This is a genomic window from Mucilaginibacter sp. L196 (genome assembly GCF_009765905.1).
Lineage (GTDB): Bacteria > Bacteroidota > Bacteroidia > Sphingobacteriales > Sphingobacteriaceae > Mucilaginibacter.
In genome coordinates this window covers 831202-850152 of sequence record NZ_LMUO01000019.1, presented here as the reverse complement: position 1 = coordinate 850152, position 18951 = coordinate 831202, and the positions used below count along the sequence as shown (strand labels likewise).

Below are 18951 nucleotides of genomic sequence, written 5' to 3'. Positions count from 1 at the left end.
AAAAAAAAATAATTGTAATAATGACACAAATGATTAATTCGATTTTTAAACCTGTGATGATTAAGATAAACAAGCTACGCCCCTTAAACAATTCTAATTTACCATGCAATGGAAATCTATTAGAAGTGCCAAAGAACTGTTCAGTTGTAAACGCGTAAAATGGAAGGTAAGCAAATTCATGATGGATATTTTTCGGCCCGGTTCAGCAAGGCCTGCTTTTGGCTGGATGTTACCTGCGGATCAGGATCGTTGTATTCATTCAGGAATTCTTTGACCGCGTACAGCGAATCAGGGTGCATGCCTAACAGGTAAACAAGTTCACTTGCTTCAGCCTCGGTCGCTTTACCCGAGATAAATAATTCAACCAGAAACCAAATATACTCTTCCATGATGCAATTTTGGGATGTACCGACAAATCGCTGCATTGATTATGCCATTGATGTATCAAGTTGATATTAAGCAATTTATTTGTTCATTGCCAACCAAGAACGTGCGATATCGAACACTTACTGTACAGCAAGTAACAGGTTAATAACCTGATTATCAACTGCAAGATTTGTACAAGTACTGCTGGCTTTGTTCTGATTAAAAGATCAACGGATGAGATAAGGCCATAATCAACAATCACATGATATACAGTAAATTATATTTTTTTAAAAAAATACACCATAAACAAAAAACCACCTTTAAATCTCTTTAAAGGCGGTTTTGCGTAGTCGTAAATAGCAATTTTCCGGGCAATTCGGTAGGCAAATCTTTTAATAAATGAATAGCGGGATGAGAAAAGGCATTAATTCTTGATTATTAACCAAATAAAAATACTTTATTTCTTTTTTTGTCCGGCAAACCAACCCGTTGAATGGTCTAATGGCTTCCTCAACCTTTTTGACCACGAAAGAATCATTAGCATAACTTTTAACTTAATCGTTCACAGTTTCCTGGCCTCCACTTTTTATAATCAGTTTTCTTGACTGTGGCGATAGAGCTTATTTCCTTTATTGATGCAATATACCTGCCGTGTGAAAAGTGCCTGTAATGAACAATCTATAATACCACGACAGAATATTTCAAAAAAACGAAATTATACGATTTCTTGTATAAGGCATTTTCCCGTTTATAAGCTTTTTTAATATTACGGTTATTTCCGATATGTGATAAAAAATTACAATCGATTGCGGAAAACATTTCAAAAGCCCCCTTTTTTATCGCATTAACGGTTAACATTAATCTTTCATTAATTTTTCATTAATGACCACCTTTTATTTCGTGTTATTATTATAAACCAATTATTATAATAATAAACCAATCATAATACCTGTTGACCGTCACAATTCATCAGTCGATTATTTAACCAATTAAAATTAAAATCATGTACAACTACGAATTTAACCCGCCGTAAGTATGCTGCTGCAATGCACTATTTATTATCCTAACCTTGGTAAACCAACCAATTAAACTCAAAAATTAATAGAAAGACAATATGAAAAAAATAAAATACTTACTAATGCTTCTCTTTCTTTTCCCGCTTAGTTTGTTAGCCCAGCAACCTTCGATCAGTGGAAAAGTGATAGACTTAACCGATGGGTCAGCACTTCAGGGGGTAAGTGTAAAAATTAAAGGCACAACCACCGGTGTTATTACTAATATAGGCGGAAAGTTCCAGCTTACAGTGCCTGGCCCCGATGCTATTTTACAGGTATCCTATGTAGGTTATCAACTCAGGGAAATTGCAGTTAAAAACATAAAAGGTGGTACAATCGCCTTAGAAGCTACAAATAAAAGCCTTGATGAGGTAGTGGTTGTGGGCTACGGCACACAAAAAAGGGCAACGGTAACCGGCTCTGTTACAACTCTTCAAAATAAAGAGATCATGACAACGAAAGACGAAAGCGTTGTAAACATGCTAACCGGTAAAATACCGGGCATACGTATAGTTCAAACAAGTGCCGAACCGGGTTCTTATGCTAACGATTTGAATATAAGAGGTTATCAAACTCCCCCATTAATCGTAATTGATGGTATAATTGAGGGAAACGACCAGTCAACATTAGGCAGGATGGATCCAAATGAAATTGAAAGTATCTCTGTGCTAAAAGATGCCGCGGCATCTATATACGGTGTAAGGGCTGCTGGCGGTGTAATTTTGGTAACAACTAAAAAAGGATCAACAAATGGAAAAGTTAACATCAATTATTCAGTTAACCGTGCAGTGCAAACATTTTTAGGAATGCCCCAGGGCGTAGGCGCTGTAGATTATATGATGCTGGCTAATGAGGCTGCTAAACGCGATTTCCAAAATAATTTTGTTAGCAACGTAACTCCAGTATATTCTTATGCAGATATGCTGCCATATCTTAACGGCACTGAAAAATCTGCCGATTGGACAGATCTTGTTTTTAACAAAACAGCCAGCCAAATCAGCCATAATTTAAATATTGATGGCGGAAGTGATAAGATAAGCTATTTCTTCAACTTTGGTTACCAGAACCAGGACGGCGTTTATAAAAGTGGAGATTTAAACTACGACAAGTATAATTTTCGCTCAAACGTTACCGTTAGCATAGCCAAAGGGTTAAAAGCACAGGTATTAACATCGGGCTGGATGGATCAGAAAAACTCGCCTGACGTGCAAGAATACACGGTATATAAGTATACCTGGAATCAGATCCCTATTCACCAGATTTATGCTAATAACAATCCTTTATACCCTTCTGTAATGCCTGATAACATGAATCCTGCTGTCATAACTAATGACAACGAGGTAGGTTCAATTGTTAACAAGAATAAAAGCTTTACAAGCCAGTTAAACTTAACGTATGACATACCCGGCATAACCGGACTAAGTGCCAAGGCTTTGTTTAACATTGATTACTCGGTTGCTGACAATAATCAAATACAAAACACCTATAATTTATATACTTACGACGCTGTTACTGATATTTATACACCACAAGCAATAAATTCACCTTCTAGTATAACCCGTCAGTATTACACAAATTTTAATACGCTAAGCCAGGTAACATTAAATTATGCGCATACTTTTTTCCATGATCATAACATATCTGCCATGGCTACCTATGAGCAAAGCCATAACACCGAAGATAATTTTTATGCTTACGAGGATACTGTGATACCTGTAAACTATTTATTTGGTGGCGTGCCAAATACAGATATGATTGGTGGTCAGTATCCCAATGCTGTACAGGATTATTCGCACCAGAGTTATATAGGACGGCTTGACTATGATTTTAAAGGAAAGTATCTTGCTGAATTCACCTTTCGCCGTGATGGTACCAGTTTGTATCAACCAGGTTCCGATCAATGGGGCAACTTCCCGGGCGCATCAATAGGCTGGGTTTTAACTAAAGAAAGCTTTATTAGTAACCTGATTTCTAACAAAATCCTCTCCAACCTAAAGATCAGGGCTTCTTGGGGTCAAATGGGTGACGAGTCTGGTAATGCATATAATTATGTAACCGGGTATACCTACCCTGCCGTAAATACTTCTGGCAACTTAAACAATGGCGTCGCAAACTCTTATATTTTTGGCACAGCTCCGGTGAACGGCTCAGAGCCAAAACTTGGCAACCCTGGCCTAACATGGCCGGTAAGTACCCTAAAGAATTTAGCACTTGATTTCGGCTTATTTAATGGAAAAGTTAACGGAACTCTTGAAGTTTTCAGAAACGACAGGACAGGGTTGGTAGCCACACCTTCCACAGTTCTACCGCAAACTGTGGGTGCTGTTACGCCACAGATCAACTACAACAGCGACAGGGTGCAAGGTTTAGACTTTAGCCTATCGTACAGGAACACATTTGGCAAACTGGGCGTAAACATTAGCGGTAACATAGGCACAACCCGCGATGAAAACATGACTGTTCTACAAGGTACTTTTGGCAACCAATTTCAACAATGGCAGTCAAGCCAAAGCAACAGATATACTAGCATATGGTGGGGACCTACTTATGCCGGGCAGTTTACCACTTACAAGCAAATACAGAACTATGGTGTGAACATGGGCGGAGGTAATAATAGTGTGATTCCCGGTGATTATTATTATCAGGACACGAATCATGATGGGGTAATAGATGGTAAGGATAACACGCCTATTGCCACTACCGATATTCCGTTATATAACTATGGTTTTACGATTGCCTTAAGTTATAAAGGGTTTGATATGAACATGCTTTTACAAGGCGCCGCCGGTGTTTACGTTCAATACGGCGAGCAATTTGCACAGCCGCTGATGTATCAAGGAAGCGCGTTAACCCGCTTTCTTGACAGCTATCATACCGTAAATCCTACTGCAAATGTTTTTGACCCTAACACGCAATGGGTACCAGGGTTTTACCCTGCAATGGGCTCGCCAGAAGCACAAGGCACAAAAGCAATACAGAATGCCAGTTACCTGCGTGTAAAAACACTTGAATTTGGTTATTCCATATCCCCTTTAGCTTTGAAGCATATAGGTGTTAAAAGATTAAGGGTGTATGTAAGCTGCTACAACCTGCTAACATTCACCGGACTTCAGAACTATGATCCTGAACACCAGGGAATTAGCCAAGGTGGCACCGCCGGAGATGGTGCCAATTTTAGTACTACATTCGCAGGATACACATACCCTGAGGATAGGACTTTTAACCTGGGAGCTACAGTTTCATTTTAAACTGCGAAGCATATTATGAGTGCCTTTAAAAGGCAAATTATTAACGAATAATTATTGAAATATGAAAAGTATAAATAAATTAATTATTGCGATATCCGTGACTACAGGAGCTTTGGTAACCTCCTGCCAAAAGTTAGATATTGCGCCACCCAATATCTTCACGTCTGATGTTATATTTAACAGCCAGGCGGGCGTTACATCGTTTTTAGCAAGTATATACCAGGATTTACCCATCGAGGATTTTAAATACGCGCCCAGCACCAATGACGGTGCTTCAACCAATGGCTATGCAGGCTTTCAACACGGAGCTAATGATTGGACGGAGTTTTATAACGAAGCCGCGGCTACAGGCGAAGAGGTTGGCCCTTGGGCCGGTATGGATATTGGCACAGGCTTTGGCTACTGGCCATACGCCGATATCAGGAATGTTAACATAATGATAGCTGAGCTGCCTAACCATGTTGCTTCATTAACCCAAACAGGTGTAAATCAGCTTTTGGGCGAGGCTCACTTTTTAAGGGCTTACTATTATTTCGGTTTGGCTAAACGTTACGGCGGTGTACCAATTATAACAACTGTTCAAGATCCGAGCGCACCATTGGCAACATTGCAGGTACATCGCGATAAGGAACAAGCCGTTTGGGATTTTATTGCCTCCGAGCTTGATTTGGGTTACAATATGATGCCCGCAACCAGCGTTGCAGGAAGGGCTAACAAGTATGTTGCAGCAGCGTTAAAATCGCGGGCAATGTTATATGCTGCGTGTGTTGCCAAATATGGTTCAGTAAATTTTGTTGACGGACAAGCAGTTACAGCAGGTTACGCAGGCATCCCCGCCTCAGCAGCTACCGGATACTTCCAGGCAGCTTATGACGCTGCAAAATTACTCGATGGTGTGTACACGCTTTATAATGGATACCCGAATGACAAGGTACAGAATTATGTTGAAGTATTCCTGGACGCAGCCAGCCCTGAGAATATTTTTATAAAACAGTATTCTATGGCTAACAAAACAGCCCATAGCTGGGATGATACCATGTCGCCGCGCTACTTTACAGCTAATGCACTTTCGCGCTCATACCCAACATTAGATTTGGTTGAGCGTTGGGGTAATTTGCCGATAACCAACTCCGATGGTACACCTACGCGTTATGATAACCGTGCACAACTAATGCAGACGCTTGAACCAAGATTGCAGGCTACCATTTATTTCCCAGGAGCAACCTTAAGAGGGCTTACCTTTGATATGCAAAGAGGTATTTACCCATCTTTTAGTGGAACAGCTGCCGCTGAAGTTGCAAAACCGGCTAACTCACGCTCATATATACTTGCAGGTTCTACAGCTACACTGTACCAGGGTATGCAGGTTATTGGCAATACAGGGCCATGGACAGGCGATGATGAATATACGCGCACAGGTTTTTATGTACGTAAATATATTAATTTCAATGAGGCTCAGTCAGCTGTAAATCTGAACACGAGCGTACAGCCCTGGATAGACCTTCGTTATGCGGAAGTATTACTGAACCGTGCCGAAGCTGCTGTTGAATTAGGCAATACCAGCGATGCATTAACCGATATCAACCTGATAAGGGCCAGGGCCGGTGCAGCACTTTATTCGTCTGTCACCCTGGATCAGGTACGTAATGAAAGGTGCATGGAGCTTGCCTTTGAAAACCAATATTACTGGGATCTGAAAAGATGGCGCACCGCTGATGTGGTGTTAGACAAAGCACATTTTCAAGGCCTGATGCCATATTATGTATATGATGAAAATAAATACATTTTCCTTGCGGAACCCGAATTGTTTAACCGTGAATATACTTTCCCTAAACAAGACTATTACGAACCTCTTCCGGGTGGAGAAATTGCAAACAACCCGAACTTGTTGCCTAACAATCCTGGTTATTAAAAATTAAAATATTAAAAAATTTAAGATATGAAAAAACTGATTAGTAGAATTTTGATGGGCGTAGCGATACTTGCGAGTTCTGCGTGCACAAAAACAGATAATTACCCTGGCCCCAACGCTTCATTTCAGGGTACTTTAATATCATCAACAGGCGGTAATTTCCCTACATCAGGTGGCAGTACCCAAATCTGGATGCAACAAATTGGCTGGACTGCCCCTCAAACTATCCCAAGTAAATTCGATGGGACCTTTGAGGACACTCAACTATTTAGCGGGGGCTATAAGGTTGTACCTACCGGAGGTGCCTTTTGGCCTGTTTTTGACACTGTAACCGTCAACCTTACTAAGGGTACAACGCATAACTTTACCGTTACACCTTACCTGGTGATCAAAAATTTTACCGCGACTTTAAACGGTACAACGCTAACCCTGACGTATGATATTGATGCGCCGATAGTGGCGGGTTTACCCACCATTAAGGACACGCAACCTTATGTTAATACAACCAGTTTGGTAGGTACAGGAGCTTCAATACAGGTTTTCTCTGACGATAACGGCGTAACCATCAATAAAGACTTTATTGATATGGTCCCAGCCGATAAATCGAGAACCTTAACGGTGCCTAACCTTATACCGGGCCGTACATTTTATGTACGCGTTGGGGTGCGTTTAAACGATAGTTACCTCAGCTCCAATTTTTCTAATATAATAAGGGTAGATGTTCCTAGTAATTAATCTTTAAGTAAAAGGAAATGAAATTCATTAAAATAATGATGGCATGTACCATCTTCGTAATAGCACTTACAGTTATTAGCTGTCAAAAAGTGCAATATAAATCCAGAGATACCTCGAGCCTGAAACCACCGCCTGTGGATACAACTAAACCGATAATTGATACCTCGGCTGTATTTGATAATTGCGATGCGCTTGGTGCATGGCAGGTAGTTGGAGCACCGGCTGAAGTAACAACCGGCCAAAAAGAAGGGAAGGGCTTTATTCAGGCAACGTTAGCTACAGGGCAAAACTTTGAGCAGTTTATTGATGCGCTGCCCACCCCTGTTAATACAAAGGTAACCTTAAGTACAGGCGAATTAAAATTCTGGTTTTATGTTCAGGATGTTACCCAACTGGCAAGTGGACAGATACAGTTTAGCAGTTCCGGCACGCCTGACAATAATCGCATTGGCTGGGATTTGTCTAAAATTATCGACACATTACACACTGGCTGGAACTTTTTACAGCTGAAATTTAGCGATCCAGGAGCAGAAATTACGGGAGATGGGGGCCCGGACCTGACTAAGATGAATTTTTTTAAGCTATTTTTCAGTACCACAGGCAATGTAACAGCAGCCCAAAACTATGGCATCGACGATATAAGGGTTGCAGTAGTGCCGCCACCGCCGCCCGTGGAGATTGATAACTGCGATGCACTTAATGCCTGGCAGGTAGTGGGGTCACCAACCTTGGTAACAACCGGTCAAAAAGAAGGGAAAGCCTATATCCAAGCAACATTAGCTGTCGGCCAAAGCTTTGAGCAGTTTATTGATGCGCTGCCCGCCCCTGTTAATACAACCCAAACCATTGCAACAGGACAGTTTCAATTCTGGTTTTATGTTCAGGATGTTTCCCAGTTAAAAGATGGACAAATACAGTTTAGCAGTTCCGGGGGGCCTGACAATAATCGTATTGGCTGGGATTTGACTACAATTATCCCGACATTAAAAAATGGCTGGAACCACGTGCAGTTGAAATTTAGCGATCCAGGGGCAGAAATTACGGGAGATGGGGGCCCGGATCTGACTAAGATGAATTTTATAAAGATATTTTTCGATACCACAGGCAATGTAACAACAGCTCAAAATTATGGCGTTGATGATTTCGAAGTTGTTGCTAAATAAATTTTTCCTAAAACTTATTAATTTAAACTATCAAAAATGGCGGAGAGCATGTCTCTCTGCCATTTAACTTTTCATTTTATAATTAATAATACCCTTAATGATATCTATATCTCAGTTATTAACCTATTAACCATATCAATACTAAAGAATATGAGAATAAGAGAAATGAATGCGTTGTTACTTATAGCGCTGTTACCCGTGATAATAAGTAGCTGTTCAAAGAAAAGCAGTCCTACGTCACATCCCACCAATACGGATACCACAGTTGTTCGTACTCAATCGTCTGTAGGAGATGTGGTAGGTAAAGTTATTGTGGGTTACCAGGGATGGTTTGCCGCAATAGGCGATGGATCGCCTATTAACGAATACTGGCATTGGACGCAGAACTGGGCACAGGAACCATCGCCTACCAACACAGGTATTACGTCGTGGCCTGACGTGCGCGATTATACCAGCACCTATCCAACCCAATATCCCAATTTGAATAATGGCTCGCCGGCAAACGTGTTTTCATCTTTTAGCGATCAAACTGTTAATATTCAGTTTCAATGGATGAAAGAGTATGGCATTGATGGTGCTGCCTTGCAACGCTTTAACCCAAGCGGCATTGAAGGGCCTATACGCGATGCCATGGCCGCTAAGGTAAAAATAGCTGCCGAAAACAATGGTGTTAAGTTTTACATTATGTATGATGTAAGCGGTTGGACAAATATGGCTACTGAAATGGAAGCCGACTGGACAAACAAAATGTCGGCGCTTACTTCATCCCCGCAGTATGCCAAACAAAATGGCAAACCGGTAGTGTGTATCTGGGGCTTTGGTTTTAACGATGGTAACCACAATTTTACTGCAGCAACCTGTATCGCTGTGATCAAATGGTTTAAAAGCCAAGGCTGTTACGTTATTGGCGGTGTGCCAACGCATTGGCGAGATCAGAATAGTGACTCCTACCCTAATTTCATCAGTGCTTATAATGCTTTTGATATGCTCTCACCATGGATGGTTGGAAGAATTGCCAATGCCAATGATTCTGATGGCTTTTATTCAAACACAAACCAGCCCGATGAAGTATATTGCCGCGACAATGGCATCGACTATCAGCCATGCGTATTACCAGGCGACCTGAGCGCCCGCCAAAGGGTGCACGGCGATTTTATGTGGAGGCAGTTTTACAATATGACAAAAGCCGGAGCCCAAGGCCTTTACATTTCCATGTTCGACGAGTATAATGAAAGCAACCAGATAGCCCCAACAGCCGAAAGCCAACAATTTGTACCTGCAGGCTCAGGTTTTTTGTCGCTTGATGAAGATGGTACACCTTGCTCATCAGATTATTATATGAGATTAACAGGCGATGGCGCCAAAATGTTTAAGGGCCAAATACCGTTTACGGCAACACGGCCAACAAAACCGGAATTGTAATAAACATTTCTACCTATGAAAAAAGCCGCCGGGTCAAATTGATCTCGCGGCTTTTTTGTGCAATTAAACAGTTTATTAATCCCGGCAAGCCTGCGGGCTTAACAAACTGTCAGTTAAGCATATCATCCGAAAATCAATAATCTTTTTGTTGGATGTAAACGGCCAGTACTTGTTCTTATATAAAACAATGGAGGGATCGGCCGCCTCTCGGCGGGTAATGCTAACGCCAAAGGTGTTGTTAGCTGTTTTCATAATGTCAATTATTAAGTTACAATAGCATCAGATTGGTGGTCTTTAGCGGCTTTTGCAGTGGAGGCAATTTACCAGGTTTTTAAGGGTGCTTCAAAGGGCACTAAAAACCATCCAAATAAACTAAATAATCAACTGTCTATCAAATGCTTAATATACCATTTACGCTCCCAATATAAATGATAAACTAAGGGCACCGAATAGGGCACATTTTCCTTGATATAACTTGAATGAATTGGGCTGAATAAAACAACAAAGCCTGTAAATCATTGATCTACAGGCTTTGAATGGTATCGTCGGGATGGCAGGACGATTAATCCTTTCCGCAAATAACTATATATCAATAACTTGATGGAGACTTTTTAGAACTACTCACTGTTTTGCTCACATAATCTTTAACAGCGATTGATACAAATTTAACAATCTGTTTTTAAGTTACACAACAATAATTTATAATAATTTCGGTTTAAGGGTCGAATTGCAATTAATCGGTATCTTCTTCTACTCTCTTTCCTGAACTGTTAACTTGAAAAGCTTTTCCTTTTAAAGTAACTTTTGCTGAGTATCCATCATACGAATCTGCTTTGTTATAAATTGCCGGTATTACCTCTTTGCCTCTAAAATTCACAAAACCATATTTACCGTTTCGCTTAACTACCGCCAAACTATGAGAAAAGCTCTCAATTTTGTCGTATATAACTGGAATAATAACTTTGCCATAACTATTGATCAGTCCTTTTTTTCCTTTTATTCCAACCTCAGCTAAGCCATTTTCGTATGCATTTACATTGTCATCCTGAATTGGATTTATAGAATCATATCCGAAGCTATATAGTAATTTTCCTGCCTGATTTATGAAGCCAATTTTCCCTTGTTCCCGAGCTGCAATTTTATCAGGAAAAATCATTTCAAGAGACTCGTATTTGATCGGAATTTTGATCCGAAAATTTGAGTCTAATACCCCAAATTTGTTATTGATTGACACAATAAAAGACTTTTCATTTTTATTGAATTCATTGATTGTTTTATAATTTAAAACAACGATCTCTTTTCCTGAATAATCGAAAACATGTTGTAAAGAGTCCTTTAAACCGATAATAAATTTGTCATAATATCTTCTAAGATTTGCTTGGTCTAGCGCTTCGAAGTTTGGAGAAATAATTTCTTTTCCGTTATTATTAATGTAGCCCACGTGTTGCCAGCCAACCCAAACTTTAGCAATATTGTTTCTAAAAGATTCTACCTTGTCATAGTTAAACTGCACAACAATTCTCCCGGTAGTGTCGACAAAGCCATATTTTCGGTTCTGAGCCATTGCTGCCAGTCCATCACTGAAGTTATAGACATTTTCAAGCCATTGATAAATTGCAGGTACCACCACTTTTCCGTTCTTATTTATTACTCCAACCTTTATTTCACCATCTTTTGGGTTTGTGTAAATTAGTGCGTAACCATTGGTAAATCTGTCAATACGCCCATAATCAGTATAGAAAAGTTCTTTTCCGGTTTCATCGATCACACCATATTTTCCTTTTTTCTTAACGAGAGCGCGTCCACAATAAAAACCATCAATCATTTCAAACGCATGAGGAAGAACTTGTTTTCCATTGAGATCATATAGGCCATATAAATTATCATCAGGAGAGCTATCAAATTTAGATGCAACACAGAATCCTTCGGGAAGTAAATGCGCCTCCCTGAATTTAAAAGGCAAGATCGTATCATTGTTAAAATTTATCATTCCAAACTTGTCGTCTCCCATAGTAATGCGCTTCTGGCAAGGCAAGATTCCTGTTATTCCGCTAGTCATCGGCACGACAGATTTTCCGTTGGTGTCGATAATAACGATTGGTCCGTAGCCAACTTCAAATGCAACACATCCGCATTTGACATCCATTTTTTCAGGAGAGTCGTAATTAGGTTCGACAACTACTTTTCCATATTTATTTATTAGTCCATACTTACCGTTTAATAGAACTGTGGCGAATCCATTTTTAAAGTTCCAAATCTTTTCAAAGGTGTAACCTAAGACCAATTTGCCAGTTGCAGTATCTCTTAACCCCCAAAAAATACCATTCGGATCTTGTTCGGCAATAACGCTGACTGCAACCTGTGAGGTTGCTTTTTCAATAGTTTCAATTTTGTTTTTCGGATTTTTTTCATTGCGACTATCTTTCTCGCTTTTGGAAGAAGAGTTGATACAAGCCGGAAATAACGATAATAAAACATGTATGAGAATTAATCTACCAGTAATTTTAGTTTGTATTTTGATCTGACGGGTCATGCGTTAAAATTAGCGAATATTATTTAATCTCGTTATCCATGGGCTTGTACTGATAGACATATATACTGCATCAAATGGTATTGCATATAAATTCTGTTTGTAAACAAAAATAGACGGCACGAAACTGATCGCCGGATTGATGTTAAAGCTTTGGCCGTGTGCCGGACTGTGCGGCTTTAACATCAATCTGGCGACTGGCCGGGCGCACCGGCTAATGTTAATTACCGGAATTGGGTTGTCCCGGCCTGGCTTGCACAGGCCCCAATAGAAACGGTCCTTTAAATGCTTACTGCTATTGTTTTTTGCGTTTCTGTTTACCTGTTGTTTCGGCTTTTCCTTTTAATTTTTTAAGCTTATCATTCGCCAACTTGCTTTCTTCGGCGGCCTGTTTTGCTTCGAACGCGGCTTCTGACATGGTTTGTTGTTCATCAATATTAGCCTTTGCCTTTTTAATCAGGAAGTCTGCATTAGTTACATAGGCGGTATCAATGGCTTTTGCCACATCGGGATAAAAGCCCCTTACAATAAGGAACTTGTTCGTTTCATCAGCCCTGCGGCTGTTCTCAATCCATAAACTTATCGAGATGGCAAGCATAATGGCAGTGGCAAGCCCTAAACCTAAAATCGTCCTGATAACAAATTTTGCTTTAGTATCAAACTGAACATTATACTTAACGGGTATCTCTTTAGGTATAGCATTTATCTTTTCATCAAACCCATTCAGTTGTTTGTCAAAACGTTCTAATTGTTGGGTATTTTCCAACGTTTTCATTTCGGCTGTTTCCGTTACCTTAGTTTCCAGTTCCTTAACTTTTGATGGTAAGGCATTTAGACCAAGCTCTTCAATTTTAGACTGTCTTTTTTCAAGGTCTGTAACCTTTTTAGCCATACTATCTATGATCTCCTGTTGCATGTTATTTTCTTCGTGTGTTTCCATGTCTTTACTACTTTTTGTTGTTCATTAATATTATTACTTACTACCTGCTAATGCCCTGGCTTTGGTCTTGATCATTACTCTGACCCTTTCTTTTTCGTCTGCGGTATGGGTCGGGTTCCGGTTCCGGTGTAATGATCGGGATGCGGCCAAACAAATCAATTGCAGAATGGTGGCCGGATTGCTCTTTAACCGGCTCTTTGTTTATTACTTCCCTTAACTGCTGCGCTAATGATGGGCGGTTTTCCTCTGCCTGTTTCTGTTGCGCTTGCTGCTCGATCTGCTTGCTTAACCTGCCATAGCTTAAACTGCGGTCAATCTCTGACCCTTTGAATTTATAGTCACCTTTACTGAAGCTGATACCCTGTTTCTCCAATGTGCCGCTTTTGTATTTGAACTGCATACCGATACCCTGCTTTAACAATTCCTGTTTAAGCTCTGCCATACTGGTAACCTTTCGGCTTATCGCTTTAATGGTGTCGTATAATTCATACTTCAACTTGGCAATACCTTTTAGCTGCTGACGGTTAACCTTTTCCTTGCCCTGCCCTATGTGCATTCCGTGATTTAAAGTAAGCTCTTTGCTTACCTTAATATTTTTCAGGTGCTGGAAATTATCAGGAATGGTTTTGCCTACATTATCGACCCGGTTATAAACGATATGGATATGGGGGTGCGCCCGGTCTTTATGCTTAACGATCAGTAACTGTGTGTCCTGTATTTTCATTCTTTGCAGATACTCTTTGGCAATGCTGACCATTTTTTCATCGTTTAATCTTTCCTTATCCTCGGGGCTCCAGCTTAACGAAATATGGCCTACTGCCTGACCTAAGCCGGGGTTCATCTTGCGCTGCATATTAAAGTCGGCAATGGTGTGTGCTACCTTATCGATGCGTACGCCATCCGCATAAAGTATGGCCGCCTCTTTTTTCAGTACGTTATACTCGATGCAGCCGCCGAAACTTTTGCCGGGTTTAGGTATCTTGCCGATCATCGCTGTTAAAATATTTTAATGCCTGGTCTATTTCAATCAGAAGATTACCGCATTTATTGGCAATCGTTAAGATGCCATCCCGGTGAGCGAGCTTCGTTAACTGGTTCAGATTGTTGGCTAAACCTGCGAGCATTCGCATGATCTGTAAATCTTCCGGCTTTAAACGTGCCATTACTTTTGCGGCTTTTGCCGCCGCCCTTATCCAGTCGCTAAGACGCATACCTGCGTCTTTGGCTTTCGTTTCAATCATAAAACGTTCCGTAGCGGTTAGCCTGATTTTAACATGCGTTTCGCGCCTCACTTTTACTTTTGGCCTGCCGCCTTTGTGCTTCGGCCTATCCGTTCTCACCGATAATTTTTCGGTCTTTTCCATACGTTTCAATCTATCTTATCCCATCACTTTTTTAGTTTCCCTTTTTGCGACCATCGGGAGCAAAAAGCAAGTTTGCCGTTCAGCCGTAGGCTGCAACGGAGTTTTTGGGTACCAAAAACACAAACTTGCTTCTTCTTAGCAGATGGATAGGTAAACGGCCTTTGGCCGTATATACCGATATACATCTATACCGCTTTGCGGTATGGTTTTCGCCCCGCTCAACCCAAAGCTCCGCTTCGGATTTGTGCCGCTAATCTTACTTGCTGTCGCCCTCCAAAAGTTTTTCTATGTCCTCTAACTTGTAATATAGCAGGCCACCGATCTTGGTATAACGGAGTGTTCCGTTAACCCTTAAATTCTGTAGCGTTCCGGGCGAAATATTTAATAGCTTCCTGACCTCATAGCTTTTCAGCCATTGTTTACTTTGTCCCTGACCCGGTTTTAAGAGATGCTTCATCTCGGTTAGCATCTCGTTTTTAAATTGCTTTAAGTCTTCCCTTGTGATTAATTCAACGTTCATCTTTTCCTCCTTGCTCTTTAGTTTTTTGTTGCATGATTGCGAGCACCTCGCTTTTTTTGAAATACACCCGTTTGTGTAGGCGCAAAAAGGGTAACCCCTTTTTCATCCAGTCAGTAAGCGTTACTAACGACACGCCTAATTCTTCGGACAGTTCTTGTTTGGATAATAGCCGTTCATCCTGCGGCGGATGGCTGCCGACCGCTTTAAAATGTTCCTGTAATTCTGCCCTGACTGCATCCCTGATACACCGGCTTAGGGCTTCTTGGTTGATTAAATCCATGCCGCAAATGAAAATAAAAAACCAGCGCACGCATGACCACGCAGATTTGCGTGGTTAAATTGAGGGTGTTTATAGCAAGCTAAGGCAAGCTTGTATGTGATTGTAATTTAAGCTGTTATGAAGCTAAGGATGGTATGATTAGTTAGGTTAAGTTGTGCGAGTTTTAACTCCGCTTTTTGGCAGGTGTGAGTTTAAATAGCTTTAATTCCGGTGGAACTTTGGCGTATTTGATGCCTGGGTCTTTCTTATTTCCCGGAAAATAGCGGCGTAAAGTTTCCAAACTGATCTCATTGTTACCTTCTTTGAAGTACTTGGCAATCATCTTACTCCATACGATCTGCGTTTGCGAGAAAACGAGTTCTTTGCCAGTGTCCGGCAATAGGGCTTCTTGTGCTTGCAGACAAATATCTATGAAGCTTAACAGGTAACCGTCCGCTATATTGATAAACTCCTGTGTTTCCAGTTTCCTTGCGGCCTTTAAATCTTCTTTTAATTCGGCAATTTGTACTTGTTGTTTTCTGATTTCTTCCTGTTGGTCGGCAATAATTTCGGGTAATGTTTTTTGGGTATTCCACTGGTCGATAGAACGGAGATACTTTTGAAAGGTCGTTAGTTTAGCCAATAACTCCATGTCGGTAGCATGGCTTGAATTAAACGGATCTTTGGTTTCAATGTATCGAATGCGTATTAAAACGATCTGCCAAACGAATGTAAAAAACTCCTGTTCACCCTGCGGCTCCTTGCCTAAGAAATAGGATAAGTGGTATTGGTAATAATCGGGGTATTCCTGTTCAATCAGGGTAAATAATTTTTTGATGAAAAGATTATCTTCATAGCCTTTTTTTAACCCGGTAAATATGCCAATATCATACTTATGTGGGTTACGATCAAAGCGTTCGTGTGGTTTGAAATACTTATTGGGCATAATTATATGTTTAGATTGTGAAAACATATAATGTAACCTATAATCTTTAAAAGTGTTTAAACTACCTTATATGGAGCAGCTTACAATTTAATAGACAGTTCAAGATGTCCACCTAATCCTACTTCAATGATCTTTCTTAAAGTAGCCACCCGTACATCCTGTACATCATTTTCCACTTTGGATATATAGGCTTTGGTTGTCCCGCATTTATCAGCCAATTCGGTTTGTGTTAACCCTTTAGCCTTGCGGGCTTCGTGAATTAATACACCTAATTTAAATTCTTCATAGCCTTGTTCAAATTCTTCCCGCTTAGGTGTTCCTTTATGGCCGTACTCTTTAACTATAAAGTCGTCCAGTGTAATTAGATTATCGTTTTTCTTCATGATATAACTCTTTTATTTTTAATGCCTTTTCTATTTCCTGTTTGGGTGTCTTTTGTGTCTTTTTTTGAAACCCGTTAGCCAATACAATTAATTTTCCCTCGTCAAAAAAGCAAAATATCCTAAAAATATCATTGCCCGATTGCACCCTTATTTCAAACAATCCTGCTGTACCCTCCAAATGCTTTAAATAGGTTTCAGGTACATGCTGTACTTCCTCGATCAGTTTAAACGTCCAGATGATCTTATCTTTAACTTTCTGTCGTTGTTTAGATAAGAACTCCGGAAAATATTGCTTATAGATCGTTATGGTTCTAAATTTGATACTTGCGCTCATAACTTATACAAATATAAATAAAGTTGCCATTTTCGGCAACTTTTGATTTAATAATATATTCTCTCTCTTATTTAATTGAAATTACTGGTTAGCCATTCGCTTTTTCAGGTTCTGCATATCCTCGCTAAGTTTTTGCTCCACTACCTTAGCATATACTTGCGTGGAGCGTATCGTAGTATGTCCAAGCATTTTACTTACTGATTCAATCGGCACACCATTGCTTAAGGTTACGGTAGTAGCAAATGTATGCCTTGCTATGTGAAAGGTGATCGCTTTGTTAATATTACATAGGTCGGCTATCTCTTTGAGATAAGCGTTAGTCTTTTGATTGGAGATTACCGGGAATAAGGTACCGTGATTAACAGCTTTCGGATGGTCTTGATACTTCTTTATCAATTCCTCTGCTTGTGGTAGTAACGGGATACGTACATCGGTATCGGTTTTCTGTCTGCTGGTGATTAGCCAATCGTTGCCATCTATGCCTTTAACGATGTTTCCGGCGGTCAGGTTCATCGTATCGATGTAAGCCAAGCCAGTGTAACAGCTAAAAAGAAAAAGGTCTTTGACCACCTGTAAACGCTCTATAGTGAACTTTTTCTTTTCAATGGCTGATAGTTCTTCCTTAGTCAAATAAAAACGCTCTACCTTATCAAAATGCTGTTTGTATTTAGCAAAGGGGTCTTTTGTAAGCCAATCCATAGTAACAGCCATATTGACCATTTTACAAAGCCTTTCGATGTGCTTCATGATACCATTGTTATGCAATGGTTTTTGATGGTCTTTCGGTTGATGCTTGCTTAAGAATGTTTCAAAGTCCAGGATAAATTTGTAGTTCAGTTCGGCCAGGCTTATGTCGTTTCTGTGATATTTATCCTTTAAAAACTTAGCGATATACTTTTGCGTGGTATAATAGTTTTTCATTGTACCATCAGCCAGTTTATCTTTCATTTCCGTGTTATGGTACTCACCAAGCTTAATCAAAGTGATTTCGTTATCATCTGCACCAATGAACAGGGACTTAACGGCATCAACAGTAACAACTTTTTTCTGTTGCACTAATTCATGATAACCATCGGCAATTAAGGTACGCACCCGTTCTATATGCTCATTGAGTTTGCGGATTTCGTCTTTTGTCCCCCTTGCTTTTCCTTTTGCCTCATCCCAATTTTGCGGGTTGACTTTTTTCTTTAGCGAGATTTCGCATCTTCTGCCATTTACCGAAATACGCGCAAATACGGTGGCCTGATCGTTTTTTTGTTGTTTGGGTAGTCTGATTACAAACTGAATACCAAATGTGTTACTGCTCCTCATATCAATTCATTTTAATTTTACTTGATAATCCTTGACGCAGGTGATGAATTTTACTCACAATAACAGCGGGTAAAACCCATCAAAAGCAATCAAAATAAATGATATAATAAATTGATAATCAATTACTTATACCCTTATCTGTGAGCGAATTTAAAAAACTAAAATCACTCACGCAATTGCTCACATCTTCCTTGATATTGATTGGTGTTTTTTGGTGGGAATTAAAACAAAAAACCCGCAAATCAGTGTGATTTGCGGGTTTTCGACTTCGATTGGTATCGCTTTAGTCGGGATGGCAGGATTCGAACCTGCGGCCTCCACATCCCAAATGTGGCGCGATACCGGGCTACGCTACATCCCGAAAGGGAATGCAAAGGTAGAATTTAAAATTATTGATGCAAATCTTTTTTTCAAAGAATTTTAAAATTGATCCGATCGTTAGAAACAGGCAAAAAAAACCATT

The 18951-nt window shown here is 40.1% G+C and carries 17 protein-coding genes and 1 tRNA gene; 5 read left to right on the top strand and 13 right to left on the bottom strand.

Translation table 11 applies throughout. The features are described 5' to 3' along the window. Window positions 1-176: 176 nt before the first annotated feature. Window positions 177-389, bottom strand: a complete 213-nt coding sequence (locus GSQ74_RS20080; RefSeq protein WP_158995988.1) for a hypothetical protein — start codon at window positions 387-389, stop codon at window positions 177-179. A gap of 1091 nt (window positions 390-1480) precedes the next feature. Between GSQ74_RS20080 and GSQ74_RS20075 the strand changes: the two genes are divergently transcribed. The 5 genes from GSQ74_RS20075 to GSQ74_RS20055 all read left to right on the top strand — a co-directional run bounded on the left by GSQ74_RS20075 (window position 1481) and on the right by GSQ74_RS20055 (window position 9901). Continuing rightward, a complete protein-coding gene (locus GSQ74_RS20075) occupies window positions 1481-4669 on the top strand; it encodes a TonB-dependent receptor (RefSeq protein WP_158995987.1) in 3189 nt (1062 codons plus the stop codon). Between the two features lie 61 nt (window positions 4670-4730). After that, window positions 4731-6581: a RagB/SusD family nutrient uptake outer membrane protein gene (locus tag GSQ74_RS20070; RefSeq protein ID WP_158995986.1), complete on the top strand. Its 1851-nt coding sequence runs from the start codon at window positions 4731-4733 to the stop codon at window positions 6579-6581. 27 nt (window positions 6582-6608) lie between these two features. Then, window positions 6609-7316, top strand: a complete 708-nt coding sequence (locus tag GSQ74_RS20065) for a DUF3823 domain-containing protein (RefSeq protein ID WP_158995985.1) — start codon at window positions 6609-6611, stop codon at window positions 7314-7316. A 17-nt stretch (window positions 7317-7333) separates the two neighbouring features. Further along, window positions 7334-8479 (top strand): hypothetical protein, encoded by a 1146-nt coding sequence (locus GSQ74_RS20060; RefSeq protein WP_158995984.1) that lies wholly within the window; start codon window positions 7334-7336, stop codon window positions 8477-8479. 150 nt (window positions 8480-8629) lie between these two features. Beyond that, a complete protein-coding gene (locus tag GSQ74_RS20055; protein WP_158995983.1) occupies window positions 8630-9901 on the top strand; it encodes a glycoside hydrolase family 71/99-like protein in 1272 nt (423 codons plus the stop codon). A gap of 75 nt (window positions 9902-9976) precedes the next feature. On the opposite strand, the gene GSQ74_RS20050 is transcribed toward GSQ74_RS20055, so the two are convergent. From GSQ74_RS20050 to GSQ74_RS19995, 12 genes are all read right to left on the bottom strand, one after another. Further along, the gene (locus GSQ74_RS20050; RefSeq protein WP_158995982.1) at window positions 9977-10153 is read right to left on the bottom strand and encodes a hypothetical protein; all 177 of its coding nucleotides are present in this window, start codon (window positions 10151-10153) and stop codon (window positions 9977-9979) included. 481 nt (window positions 10154-10634) lie between these two features. Beyond that, the gene (locus GSQ74_RS20045) at window positions 10635-12434 is read right to left on the bottom strand and encodes a WG repeat-containing protein (RefSeq protein WP_158995981.1); all 1800 of its coding nucleotides are present in this window, start codon (window positions 12432-12434) and stop codon (window positions 10635-10637) included. Window positions 12435-12726: 292 nt separating this feature from the next. Then, window positions 12727-13371: a hypothetical protein gene (locus GSQ74_RS20040; protein WP_158995980.1), complete on the bottom strand. Its 645-nt coding sequence runs from the start codon at window positions 13369-13371 to the stop codon at window positions 12727-12729. 40 nt (window positions 13372-13411) lie between these two features. Further along, entirely contained in the window at window positions 13412-14362 is a 951-nt protein-coding gene (locus GSQ74_RS20035; RefSeq protein WP_158995979.1) for a relaxase/mobilization nuclease domain-containing protein, read from the bottom strand. Beyond that, on the bottom strand, window positions 14343-14735 hold the full coding sequence (locus GSQ74_RS20030; RefSeq protein WP_158995978.1) for a hypothetical protein: 393 nt from the start codon (window positions 14733-14735) through the stop codon (window positions 14343-14345). Before GSQ74_RS20030 ends, GSQ74_RS20035 begins: the two co-directional genes overlap by 20 nt. A gap of 256 nt (window positions 14736-14991) precedes the next feature. After that, on the bottom strand, window positions 14992-15255 hold the full coding sequence (locus GSQ74_RS20025) for a helix-turn-helix domain-containing protein (RefSeq protein WP_158995977.1): 264 nt from the start codon (window positions 15253-15255) through the stop codon (window positions 14992-14994). After that, window positions 15245-15535: an AlpA family transcriptional regulator gene (locus tag GSQ74_RS20020; RefSeq protein ID WP_158995976.1), complete on the bottom strand. Its 291-nt coding sequence runs from the start codon at window positions 15533-15535 to the stop codon at window positions 15245-15247. The genes GSQ74_RS20025 and GSQ74_RS20020 overlap by 11 nt, the downstream gene beginning before the upstream one ends. A 163-nt stretch (window positions 15536-15698) precedes the next feature. Further along, window positions 15699-16460, bottom strand: coding sequence for a hypothetical protein (locus tag GSQ74_RS20015; protein WP_158995975.1), 762 nt, complete (start codon window positions 16458-16460; stop codon window positions 15699-15701). 80 nt (window positions 16461-16540) lie between these two features. Continuing rightward, on the bottom strand, window positions 16541-16843 hold the full coding sequence (locus GSQ74_RS20010) for a helix-turn-helix domain-containing protein (protein WP_112658519.1): 303 nt from the start codon (window positions 16841-16843) through the stop codon (window positions 16541-16543). After that, the gene (locus GSQ74_RS20005; protein WP_158995974.1) at window positions 16827-17177 is read right to left on the bottom strand and encodes a type II toxin-antitoxin system RelE/ParE family toxin; all 351 of its coding nucleotides are present in this window, start codon (window positions 17175-17177) and stop codon (window positions 16827-16829) included. Before GSQ74_RS20005 ends, GSQ74_RS20010 begins: the two co-directional genes overlap by 17 nt. A gap of 81 nt (window positions 17178-17258) precedes the next feature. After that, window positions 17259-18488, bottom strand: a complete 1230-nt coding sequence (locus GSQ74_RS20000; RefSeq protein ID WP_158995973.1) for a site-specific integrase — start codon at window positions 18486-18488, stop codon at window positions 17259-17261. A gap of 287 nt (window positions 18489-18775) precedes the next feature. After that, window positions 18776-18849 (bottom strand) — tRNA-Pro (locus GSQ74_RS19995). Window positions 18850-18951: the final 102 nt, after the last annotated feature.

Coding starts and splice junctions, on each gene's coding strand:
- GSQ74_RS20045 (WP_158995981.1), bottom strand. CDS start 12,434: ATGACCCGTCAGATCAAAATACAAACTAAAATTACTGGTAGATTAATT.
- GSQ74_RS20080 (WP_158995988.1), bottom strand. CDS start 389: ATGGAAGAGTATATTTGGTTTCTGGTTGAATTATTTATCTCGGGTAAA.
- GSQ74_RS20035 (WP_158995979.1), bottom strand. CDS start 14,362: ATGATCGGCAAGATACCTAAACCCGGCAAAAGTTTCGGCGGCTGCATC.
- GSQ74_RS20015 (WP_158995975.1), bottom strand. CDS start 16,460: ATGCCCAATAAGTATTTCAAACCACACGAACGCTTTGATCGTAACCCA.
- GSQ74_RS20040 (WP_158995980.1), bottom strand. CDS start 13,371: ATGGAAACACACGAAGAAAATAACATGCAACAGGAGATCATAGATAGT.
- GSQ74_RS20025 (WP_158995977.1), bottom strand. CDS start 15,255: ATGAACGTTGAATTAATCACAAGGGAAGACTTAAAGCAATTTAAAAAC.
- GSQ74_RS20030 (WP_158995978.1), bottom strand. CDS start 14,735: ATGGAAAAGACCGAAAAATTATCGGTGAGAACGGATAGGCCGAAGCAC.
- GSQ74_RS20055 (WP_158995983.1), top strand. CDS start 8,630: ATGAGAATAAGAGAAATGAATGCGTTGTTACTTATAGCGCTGTTACCC.
- GSQ74_RS20010 (WP_112658519.1), bottom strand. CDS start 16,843: ATGAAGAAAAACGATAATCTAATTACACTGGACGACTTTATAGTTAAA.
- GSQ74_RS20000 (WP_158995973.1), bottom strand. CDS start 18,488: ATGAGGAGCAGTAACACATTTGGTATTCAGTTTGTAATCAGACTACCC.
- GSQ74_RS20070 (WP_158995986.1), top strand. CDS start 4,731: ATGAAAAGTATAAATAAATTAATTATTGCGATATCCGTGACTACAGGA.
- GSQ74_RS20020 (WP_158995976.1), bottom strand. CDS start 15,535: ATGGATTTAATCAACCAAGAAGCCCTAAGCCGGTGTATCAGGGATGCA.
- GSQ74_RS20065 (WP_158995985.1), top strand. CDS start 6,609: ATGAAAAAACTGATTAGTAGAATTTTGATGGGCGTAGCGATACTTGCG.
- GSQ74_RS20075 (WP_158995987.1), top strand. CDS start 1,481: ATGAAAAAAATAAAATACTTACTAATGCTTCTCTTTCTTTTCCCGCTT.
- GSQ74_RS20005 (WP_158995974.1), bottom strand. CDS start 17,177: ATGAGCGCAAGTATCAAATTTAGAACCATAACGATCTATAAGCAATAT.
- GSQ74_RS20060 (WP_158995984.1), top strand. CDS start 7,334: ATGAAATTCATTAAAATAATGATGGCATGTACCATCTTCGTAATAGCA.
- GSQ74_RS20050 (WP_158995982.1), bottom strand. CDS start 10,153: ATGAAAACAGCTAACAACACCTTTGGCGTTAGCATTACCCGCCGAGAG.